This window comes from Isoptericola sp. NPDC019482, from assembly GCF_040632295.1.
Classification (GTDB): domain Bacteria; phylum Actinomycetota; class Actinomycetes; order Actinomycetales; family Cellulomonadaceae; genus Isoptericola.
On record NZ_JBEYBQ010000003.1, the window covers coordinates 237,869 to 247,786 of the forward strand.

General features: G+C 71.2%; 10 protein-coding genes. 7 read left to right on the forward strand and 3 right to left on the reverse strand.

Translation table 11 applies throughout. The annotated features are described in order from the left end of the window. Positions 1–11 precede the first annotated feature (11 nt). A complete protein-coding gene (gene dgoD, locus ABZ493_RS04305) occupies positions 12–1,154 on the reverse strand; it encodes a galactonate dehydratase (protein ID WP_430580943.1) in 1,143 nt (380 codons plus the stop codon). A 2-nt stretch (positions 1,155–1,156) separates the two neighbouring features. Then, entirely contained in the window at positions 1,157–1,906 is a 750-nt protein-coding gene (locus ABZ493_RS04310) for an FCD domain-containing protein (protein WP_430580944.1), read from the reverse strand. Between the two features lie 313 nt (positions 1,907–2,219). Between ABZ493_RS04310 and ABZ493_RS04315 the strand changes: the two genes are divergently transcribed. From ABZ493_RS04315 to ABZ493_RS04340, 6 genes are read left to right on the forward strand one after another with little or no spacing between them, the layout of a single operon-like run. Then, a complete protein-coding gene (locus ABZ493_RS04315; RefSeq protein ID WP_430580945.1) occupies positions 2,220–3,479 on the forward strand; it encodes an extracellular solute-binding protein in 1,260 nt (419 codons plus the stop codon). A gap of 24 nt (positions 3,480–3,503) precedes the next feature. Next, positions 3,504–4,451: a sugar ABC transporter permease gene (locus tag ABZ493_RS04320; protein ID WP_430580946.1), complete on the forward strand. Its 948-nt coding sequence runs from the start codon at positions 3,504–3,506 to the stop codon at positions 4,449–4,451. Then, positions 4,448–5,359 carry a carbohydrate ABC transporter permease gene (locus ABZ493_RS04325; RefSeq protein WP_430580947.1) on the forward strand — a complete coding sequence of 304 codons (912 nt, stop codon included), beginning with the start codon at positions 4,448–4,450 and terminating at the stop codon, positions 5,357–5,359. Before ABZ493_RS04320 ends, ABZ493_RS04325 begins: the two co-directional genes overlap by 4 nt. 51 nt (positions 5,360–5,410) lie before the next feature. Further along, positions 5,411–6,715, forward strand: a complete 1,305-nt coding sequence (locus ABZ493_RS04330) for a cellulase-like family protein (protein ID WP_430580948.1) — start codon at positions 5,411–5,413, stop codon at positions 6,713–6,715. Then, complete coding sequence (locus ABZ493_RS04335) at positions 6,708–7,652, forward strand: sugar kinase (protein ID WP_430580949.1); 945 nt, start codon at positions 6,708–6,710, stop codon at positions 7,650–7,652. The genes ABZ493_RS04330 and ABZ493_RS04335 overlap by 8 nt, the downstream gene beginning before the upstream one ends. Then, positions 7,649–8,272 (forward strand): bifunctional 4-hydroxy-2-oxoglutarate aldolase/2-dehydro-3-deoxy-phosphogluconate aldolase, encoded by a 624-nt coding sequence (locus ABZ493_RS04340; RefSeq protein ID WP_430580950.1) that lies wholly within the window; start codon positions 7,649–7,651, stop codon positions 8,270–8,272. The genes ABZ493_RS04335 and ABZ493_RS04340 overlap by 4 nt, the downstream gene beginning before the upstream one ends. 22 nt (positions 8,273–8,294) lie before the next feature. On the opposite strand, the gene ABZ493_RS04345 is transcribed toward ABZ493_RS04340, so the two are convergent. Further along, entirely contained in the window at positions 8,295–8,783 is a 489-nt protein-coding gene (locus ABZ493_RS04345) for a nitroreductase family deazaflavin-dependent oxidoreductase (protein WP_430580951.1), read from the reverse strand. Positions 8,784–9,013: 230 nt separating this feature from the next. Here ABZ493_RS04345 and ABZ493_RS04350 point away from each other — a divergent pair, with 230 nt between their 5' ends. Next, on the forward strand, positions 9,014–9,892 hold the full coding sequence (locus tag ABZ493_RS04350) for a GH116 family glycosyl-hydrolase (protein WP_430580952.1): 879 nt from the start codon (positions 9,014–9,016) through the stop codon (positions 9,890–9,892). The last annotated feature ends 26 nt before the right edge of the window (positions 9,893–9,918 follow it).

Here is a 9,918-nt window from a genome sequence, read left to right on the forward strand (position 1 = left end):
TGCTCGAGCCGTCACCACTCGGTGAAGGCGCCGTCGTCGTCCCGCCACACCGGGCCCGCCCAGTCGAAGCCGGCCTTGTCCGCCGCGCGGACGGCGGCCTCGTCGATCTCGATCCCCAGGCCCGGCCCCGTGAGCCGGGCGATGCAGCCGTCGACCGGCTGGAAGACCGAGGTGTCGACGAGGTAGTCGAGCAGGTCGGCGCCGGTGTTGTAGTGGATCCCGGCGCTGATCTCCTGGATGAGGAAGTTGGACGTGCTGAACGCCACCTGCAGGCTCGAGGCCAGCGCGATCGGTCCCAGCGGGCAGTGCGGGGCGAGCTGCGCTCCCCAGACGTCCGCCATGGACGCGATCCGGCGCACCTCCGAGATGCCGCCGGCGTGCGAGATGTCGGGCTGGGCCACGGAGATCCCGGCGGTGAGCGCCGGCAGGAACTCGTGCCGCCCGTAGAGCCGCTCCCCGGTCGCGATCGGGACGCCGAGCTCGGTGAGCTGGGGCAGCAGGTGGGTCAGCTCGGGGACCACCGGCTCCTCGACGAACATCGGCGCGAGCGGGGCCAGGCGGGGCAGGAGCCGCCGGGAGTCGATCACGGACATCCGGCCGTGGAAGTCCAGGGCGAAGTCGCGGTCGGGGCCGAGCACGGAGCGTGCCTCCTCGGCCCGGGCGAGGACCGCGTCCAGCTCCGCGTTGGTCGCGATCGCGCGCTTGCGGCCGATCGCGTTCATCTTGACGGCGCTCGCGCCGGCCTCGATCTGTGCCGACACGTGATCGGCGATCTCGGCGGGTTCGTCCCCGCCGACCCACGAGTAGAAGCGCACCCGGTCGCGGACCGGGCCGCCGAAGAGCTCGTGGACCGGGACGCCCCGGGCCTTGCCCGCGATGTCCCACAGCGCCTGGTCGATGCCGGCGACGGCGCTCGACAGGATCCCGCCGCCCCGGTAGAAGGTCGCCTTCGTCATGACCTGCCACAGGTCCTCGACCCGGAGGGGGTCGCGCCCGATCAGGAGGGGGGCCAGCTCCTCGACGGCGGTCCGCACGGTCCGCGCGCGCCCCTCGAGGACGGGTTCGCCCCAGCCGACGATGCCGCTGTCGGTCTCGACCCGGCAGAACAGCCAGCGCGGGGCGACGAGGAAGGTCTCGATCCGGATGATCTTCACAGTCAGCTGGCCTTCTGGGTGCGGGGGGCGGAGCCTGCGGCGGCGTCGCCCGGCGAGGAGTGCTCGATCGTGGTGGCGGCGTCGGCCAGGGCGCGGCCGAGGAGCAGCTCGGACGCGCTCCGGGCGGCCGCGGGGTCTCCCGCGACGATCGCGTCGAGGAGCGCGCGGTGCAGGTCGAGGGCCTTGCCGGGGTCCACGTGCTGGTGCACCAGGCGGTCACGCTCGGCGAACAGGGACCGGGTCAGCATCTCGACCCGCTCGAGCAGGTCGTTCCGGGTGGCCGCGAGCACGGCGCGGTGGAAGTCCAGGTCCGCCTGGGTGGCGTCGGCCGGATCCTCGGCGGACTCCATCGCGGCGTACGCCGCGCGGATCGCGGCCACGTCGTGCTCGTCGCACCGCGCCGCGGCGAGGGCGGCCGACGCCGGCTCGAAGATCGCCCGGATCTCGGCGAGCTGGTCGAGCTTGGCGGGCAAGTTCGCCGAGGTGATCTCCCAGGTGAGGATGTCGGGGTCCAGGAGGTTCCAGCTGCTGCGCGGCTGGACGAAGGTGCCACGACGCTGGCGGGCGTCGACGAGCCCCTTGGCGGCGAGCACCTTCAGCGACTCGCGGATGACGGTGAGGCTCACGCCGTGCTCGGACTGGAGGTTCTCCAGGTCGAGGGTGACCCCCTGGGGATAGTCACCCTGGACGATCCGCCGGCCGACGACGTCGACGACCTGCCCGTGCAGTCCACGGCCGTTGTAGCTAGACACGCGCTCTCCTCGGTCTCCGCACCCAGACGTTGGTGCAGTGCGTCCACCCTACCCGGCGGAGACATGTTTTGATAATTTAACAATTATTCCGGAGTCTGTGCCATCATGCGGACGAGGGCCAGCCAGCGCCCGCGTGGCCGCAGGACGCGGTGTGTGGAGCACGTCGATGTGATGCCCACCGGGTCTCGACCCCCTGAGAGGAACCATGAACACGGAGTCAGACAACGCAGTCGGACGCTCCCGGCGAGGTCGCGGGACACCGCTCTCGAGGCGCACGTTCCTGGCCGGTCTGGGCACGGCCGGCGTAGCGGCGATGGCGGGCTGCAGCGTGCGGTCGGTCGCGCCGGTCACCTCGGGCGCCGTCGACCTGCAGGTGTGGACGCACGACCCGAGCTACGTCACGACGTTCCAGGGCGCGGCGGCGGACGCCGCCCTCATGCGCGGCTCGGCCTTCGCCCCGACGATCGCGCCGGTCTCCGCGAACGGCGCCGACCTGGTGTCACGCACGATCACGCAGGCGATCGCCGGGCGGGAGGGGCCGGACCTGCTCGGCATCATCATCAGCGAGTTCCCGCGGGTGATGAAGAACCAGATGGCGGAGAACCTCTTCGCCGACCTGAGCGGCCTGCTCGACGGGATCGACGACGAGGTGCTCCGCACCGACCCGTACTCGCGCGACGGCAAGCTCTACGCGCTGGAGTCCGACGCGTCGATCTCGGTCTTCTACTACCGCCAGGACGAGTTCGACAGGCTCGGGATCGACGCGGGCATGGAGACCTGGGACGACTACCTCGAGGCGGGCGCGAGGGCCTTCGAGAAGACCGGTCAGGCGATCGGGATGGTGTCGAACGGTGACAACACCTCGATCTTCAACAGCTACCTGCAGTACCTGCTGCAGCGCGGCGGGTCGCCGTTCGACGACGCCGGCGAGCTCACCATCGACACCGACGAGTCCGCGGAGGTCCTCGAGTTCATCCGCAAGGGCGTCGAGAGCAGGGCGCTGCTGGTCCTCGGCGACCCGTACGGCGCAGCGGCGGCGTCGGCGATCAAGTCGGGCAACCTCATCGCGACCGTCATGCCGTGCTGGTACAACCTCTACGGCCTGCAGGCGAACGCGCCCGACCAGGCGGGGCTGTGGCGGATGCGGACGATCCCGCGGTTCAGCGGCGGGGGGCACGTCGCGAGCAACCTCGGCGGCACCGGCTTCGCGGTGGGCATCGACAGCCCGCGCAAGGACGCGGCGATCGACCTGCTGCGGCGCACCTACCTGACCAAGGAAGGTCAGCTGCTGCGGTACCAGACCGGCGGCTATCTCCCCACACTGACCGCCCTCTACGACGACCCGGACTTCACCGAGATCCGGGACGAGTTCCTGGGCGGCCAGCGGGTCTTCGACGTCTACCGCGAGGCGGCCAAGGACGTCCCGGCCTTCTACCAGTCGGAGACGATGCAGCAGCTCTCGACGGCGATGGGCGCGCCGTTGCTCGCCGTCTACGGCGGGCGGATGACCGCAGCCGAGGCGATCAAGGCGACGACCACGGCGTACAAGCAGCAGACCCGCCAGGCCGTCTGAGCCCAGGAACGCGAAAGGATCACCATGAGTGACGACGCAGTCCTCACTGCACCTCGGGACACCTCGTCCCCGTCGGTGACGGTGCGGGAAGGCGGGGTGCGCAGCTCGGCGACGAGCCGCGCCCCGTACCTCTTCATCTCGCCCTTCTTCATCCTCTACGCCCTCTTCATGCTCGTCCCGATCGGCTTCGGGATCTTCCTGAGCTTCACCGAGTGGGCCGGGCTCGGCACCCCCGTCATGGTGGGCTTCCGGAACTACGCCGAGCTCGTGCGCGACCCCAGCTTCTGGACCGCGCTGGGCAACACGGGCCTGTACATGCTGTTCACGATGCTGATCGTGCTGCCGCTGTCGCTCGCGCTGGCCACGGCTATGAACGCCCGCGGGCTGCGGCTGCGGGACGCGTTCCGCGCCTCCTTCTTCCTGCCCGTCGTCGTCTCGCCGATCGTCGTGGCGCTCGTGTTCGGGCTGTTCTTCGACCAGCAGTACGGGCTGGTCAACTCCCTGCTGCGCGCGATGTTCGGCTTCCCCGGCATTGACTGGCTCACCAGTCCCGGCTGGGCGAAGCTCGTGGTCGTCATCCTCGTCCTGTGGCGCTGGACCGGCTATCTCACGATCTTCTTCCTGGCCGGGCTGCAGAACGTCCCCCGCGAGCTCTACGAGGCGGCCGCCCTCGACGGGGCAGGGGTCTGGCGTTCGTTCTGGAGCGTGACGCTCCCGCAGCTGCGACCGATCGCGACGTTCATCGCGGTCACCGCGATCGTGAGCACCGCCCAGATCTTCGAGGAGCCGTTCCTGCTCACCCAGGGCGGGCCCGGCGAGTCGACCATCTCGATCGCGCAGTTCATCTACCGCGCAGGCTTCCAACGACAGGAGTTCGGCTACGCGTCCGCCGCCGGGGTGGTCATGTTCCTCCTCGTCTTCGTCGTCGGCCGCGCCATGTACACGTCGCTCGGGATCGGAAAGGCACGATGACCACCACCCTCCACGCACCGGCTCCGGAGTCGGCCGTCCCGAGCCCCTCGTCCTCGCGCCGCCGCTCCGCACGCTTCGCGGACTCCGAGCGCGGCAGGCCGCGCCCCTGGATCTTCGCGGGCCTGACCCTGGCCGCGCTCTTCTGGCTCTTCCCGCTGATCTGGGCGCTGTTCTCCTCGTTCAAGCAGCGCAGCGACCTCTTCGCCTACCCGCCGAGGCTGGTCCCCGCCGACCCGACGATCGGCAACTACGTCGCGCTGTTCGAGAAGTACCCGTTCGTCAGCTGGTTCGTCGTCAGCACGGTCATCGCGGTGGTGTCGACCGCCATCACGGTCTTCGTCTGCTCCCTGGCCGGCTTCGGGTTCGCGAAGTACCGATTCCGCGGCCAGCGCCTGCTGTTCGACATCATGTTCAGCTCGATGGCGATCCCGTTCGCGGTCATCATCATCCCGCTGTTCGTCATGCTCGCGAAGACCGGGCTCGCCACCCCGTGGTTCGCGCTCATCGTCCCCTGGGTGGCACCAGCGTTCGGCATCTTCATGATGCGCCAGTTCTGCGAGCAGTCGATCCCGGACGAGATCCTCGACGCCGCCCGGATCGACGGTGCGAGCGAGTTCACCATCTTCCGGAAGGTCGTCGTCCCGCTGCTGCGGCCCGCTCTCGGCGCGCTCGCCGTGTGGAGCTTCCTCGGGACCTACAACAACTTCCTGTGGCCGCTGATCATCGTGAGCGACCCCGACATGTACACGCTGCCGCTCGGTCTGCAGTCCATCTTCGGCGCCGAGGGGCGGCAGTACGACATCGTCCTGGCCGGCTCGATCCTCGCCGCCATCCCGAGCGTCATCGTCTTCATCGCCCTCCGCAAGCAGCTCATCGACGGCCTGGCGGCCGGCGCCGTCAAGAGCTGAGGCGGCGGGCCCTCCCCCCGAACACCCGCACCTCCGACGAACAGGATTGTCGTGACCTACCAGCCCGTCCCGATCCCCGCCCACGTGCCGGAGAAGCTGAAGATCACCCTCTGGGACTTCACCTGGTACACGCGCACCGGCCCCGGCGAGCCGTTCGAAGACCTCGACAGGGCCTTCGAGCAGGCGGTCGAGCGCGGCTACAACACCATCCGCATCTGCGCCATGCCGTACCTGCTGTTCGGGTCGGGACTCGACACGACGGCAGCCTCCTTCGGGCCCCTGGGCGGCGAGTACGCCCAGGGGACCCGGTGGTACGACGTCAAGCACCGGACCACCCTCGACGCGCGCCACCACCTCGTGGCGCTGTTCGAGGCGGCGCAGCGGCACGACGTCTTCGTGATCGTGTCGAGCTGGGAGTACCAGCAGAGCTCCTCGTTCTACGGCGACCGCACCTGGTACGACGCGCTGACGGGCGTGCCGCCCGAGGAACGTGCCGTCGCCATCGCGCACGCCCAGGCCGACCTGTACGAGCACCTCGACGCGCGGGGCCTGGCCGACCGCGTCGCGTTCGTCGAGCTCCACAACGAGGTCCAGTACGGGATGCTCACCGACGGGCTCGAGCCGGAGGGCGGCGACGCCGTCGTCCCGCTGCGCGACCGGCTCGCCGCCGGTCTGGACGCGTTCCACGAGCGCCTCCCGCACGTGCCGGTGACGGTGAACTACGCGCGGGTGCCCGTCGACGCGATGCGCGGCATCCCCGACACCATCGACGTCGCCGTCTTCCACCCCTACCTCTACGGGGTGCTGGGCGAGCTCGCCGAGCACCTCGCGCTGCGCGACGAGGACCGGTTCACCACCGAGCGGGCGCGTCCGTTCCTGCGACCGGGCGCGCCCGGGTACGAGGAGTGGCAGCCCCCGCGGGAGGACATGTGGCGCAAGGACGCCACGATCGTCGGCAAGCCCGAGATCTACGTCCACGACTGGTGCGATGCTGACGCCTGGGACCGATACCTCTACGAGCACCATCAGGAGCACCACCAGGCCATGCGTCTCAAGCTCGACACCTGGCTCGACGTCGCGCACGACTTCAGCGCGCGGCGCGGCGTGCCCCTGGTGTTCGGCGAGGGGTGGGTCGGCTACACCCCGCTGAACACCTGGTACGAAGAGGGGCCGGTCGGCGCGGAGGTCTGCCGGGCCGCCGCGCGCAAGGCGCACGACATCGGCGCCTGGGGCTCGATCGTGTGCTCCAACGCCGCCCCGCACCACCCGATGTGGCGTGAGCGCGCCCTCCAGCAAGAGTGCAACGCCCTCTTCGCCGACGGAGGACCCGCCGACGGAGGAGCCGCCGGTGCCTGAGCCCCGTCCCGAGGTGGTGTGCCTCGGGGAGAGCATGACCATGCTCGTCCCCGAGGACGCGGCGCCGATCACCGCCGGCTCGCGGCTCGTGCTGCGCGTCGGCGGTGCGGAGTCGAACGTCGCCGTCTCCCTGGCGCGGCTCGGACACCGCGCGCGCTGGGTCAGCGCCGTCGGCGCCGACCCCTTCGGCCGCCTGATCACCGACGAGCTCGGCGAGGCCGGCGTCGACGTCTCCCACGTCACGACGGACGCCTCCGCACCCACCGGCGTCTACGCGAAGGACCCGCAGGGCGACACGACGCGGGTCTACTACTACCGCCGCGGCTCGGCGGCGTCGCGCATGACCACGGCGAGCGTGGACCCGGCCGCCGCCGCGGGGGCACGCGTCGTCCACCTCAGCGGGACGACCCCCGCCCTGAGCCCGACCTGCCGGGAGCTGGCGCACGCGATCGTGGGCGCACGTGCCCTCGGCACCGCGGCGGTCTCCTTCGACGTGAACTACCGGCCGGGGCTCTGGCCGGTGGACCGGGCGGCGCCCGAGCTCGAGGCCCTCGCCCGGCAGGCCGACATCGTCTTCGTCGGTCGCGACGAGGCCGAGACCCTGTGGGGCACGGACACCGCGCAGGACGTCCGCGCGCTGCTGCCCGAGCCGGAGTTCCTCGTCGTGAAGGACGGCGCGCTCGGCGCGACGACGTTCGGGCCGGACGGGACGTCGTGGGCCGACGCGCTCCGGGTCCCGGTCGTGGAGACGGTCGGCGCCGGGGACGCGTTCGCCGCCGGCTGGCTGAGCGGGTGGCTGCGCGGCCTGTCGACCGAGCGGTCGCTGCGCCTGGGCCATCTGATCGCGTCGCTCGCGGTCCAGATCGTCGGCGACTGCCCTGAGGTCCCCACCCGGGACGAGATCGATCACCACCTCGCGCTGGAGGAACGCGCATGACCCAGGCAGAGCTCTTCGACCGGCTCTTCGACCAGCTGTTCGCCGACGTCACGGTGATGGGGATCTTCCGCGGCAAGTCCCCCGGACAGACAGTGGAGCTGTGCCACGCGGCGTGGGACGCCGGCGTCACGGCGGTCGAGGTCCCCGTGCAGCGGGACGAGGGCTTCGCCGCCCTCGCGGCCGCGGTCGAGGCGGGCCGTGCGCGCGGCCGGGTCGTGGGGGCGGGCACGGTGCGGTTCCCCGACCAGCTCCGCCGGGCCGCGGCCGAGGGTGCGCAGTTCACCGTCGCGCCGGGCCTGGACCCGCAGATCGTGCGCCTGTCCGCGGAGCTCGGGGTGCCCCACCTCCCGGGCGTCGCGACGGCCAGCGACATCGACGCCGGCCTCAAGCTCGGCCTGACCTGGCTGAAGGCGTTCCCCGCCTCCGAGCTGGGCGCGGGGTGGGTCCGGGCGCAGCTGGCCCCCTTCCCCGAGGTCCGGCTGGTCGCCACGGGCGGCATGGACTCCTCCAACGCCCGGGAGTTCCTGGACGCCGGGTGCCGTGCGGTGGCGATCGGGTCGGCGTTCGGGGACCCGGCGCAGCTCGCCCGGCTCACCGAGGAAGGGCTCCTGCCTGCGTGACGACGCGCCGGAGGCGGTGGTGTCAGGCCGCCCGCTCGAGCACGAACAGCCGCACCACCCGGCCGGACTCGCGCTCGTACGCGCGGTAGCCGGGCCACTGCGCCTCGATGCGCGACCACAGCGCGTCCCGCTCGCCGTCGTCGGTGACGGGCGCGGCGCGGACGTCGTACCGCCGGCCGCGGATGCTGACGGCGGCGTCCGGGTGCGCGAGCAGGTTGTACGTCCACGCGGGGTGCCGGTCGCGGGCGAACGACGTGCCCGCGACCACGAGCCTCCCCCTGCCTACCGGTGTGTACATGAGGTAGGTGTCGCGCGGCTCGCCCGACCGGGCACCGGTGGTGTGCAGCACCAACGAGGGCACCAGCACGGCGGAGAGCTGGAAGCGGCCGCGCGTGAGCCGTGCCAGCCCGCGCTCCACGGGCGGCAGGATCATGGGCGCCACCGCGCGGAACGCGCGCGTGCGGGTGATCGGCGCGACGACGGACCGGACGACGTGCAGCACGCGGGCCATGCCTCATCGTGCCCGGATACCGAGCGGTGCGTCCTCCGCTCGCTGCGGACCAAGCAGTGCGGGCCGACTACTTGCCACGAGCACCCGACATTCATTAAGTTCAACCGAACAACTAACTCGCCGCGCAGTTGCGGCGCGTCGGGCGATGTCGCCCGTCCCTGCAGAGCTGGAGGAACACGATGGCCATACGGCCTGGTAGAGCCGTGCTGTCCGTAGCGTTGGGAATCGCCGTGGTGGGCGTCTCCTGCCCCGTACCGGCGACGGCGGACACGGCGGCGACGGACACACCCGCTGCCGGCACGCTGTCCACGACGCCCGACCGGGTGGACGGCACGACGGGTGCGCCGCTAGGTGGCTTCGGCGCCGGCGCGGTCAAGTTCGACGCCAAGACGGGCACCTTCGCCGCGACGACGCGCCCGCCCGCGGACCAGACGGACTACACCCGTCGGGGCGACTCCGCCTTCGAGCTCGTCACCGCGACGTCCGACGGCGTCGCGGCCTCGCGTCGTCTCACCGCGCCGGAGATCGACGGCCGGTACCTCGACGACGCGATCTGGCCCGAGCACCGCGTCGACTTCGGCACCGCTCAGGGCGTCGCGGTCACCATGACCGCGTTCTCGCCGATGGCGTCCGACGACCTCGACGCCATGAGCATGCCGTACGCGTTCTACGACGTGACCCTGGCGAACACGCGCGACGACGACGCCACGGCGTCGATCGCCCTCCATTGGGACGACCCGGCAGTGGCCGGCGCGGAGGTCGTCGAGGGCAAGGGGTTCGCGTCGGACTCCTGGGCCGTCCTCGCGGACGCCGACGACGACGCCGCACTCGTCACCGCGGGGTCGGGCGACGACTTCTTCGAGACGGGTGAGGCGGACGGCACGCCGATCGGGGAGTCGAGCCGCACCGCGGTCAAGGTCTCGCTCCGGCCGCACGCCGAGACCCACGTCCGGTTCGTGCTCTCGTGGTACGACGACTCGGACCCGGAGGCGCACCACTACCTCGGCCAGGTCGACGACCCGACCGAGGTCGCCGAGCTCGGCCTAGGTGTACCCGGCCAAGAGGTTGGTGCCAGTTCCGGTTGTCGAAGGGAGGACCCCCGGGCTTAGTGGAGATGTCTGACGTCTTCACCAGT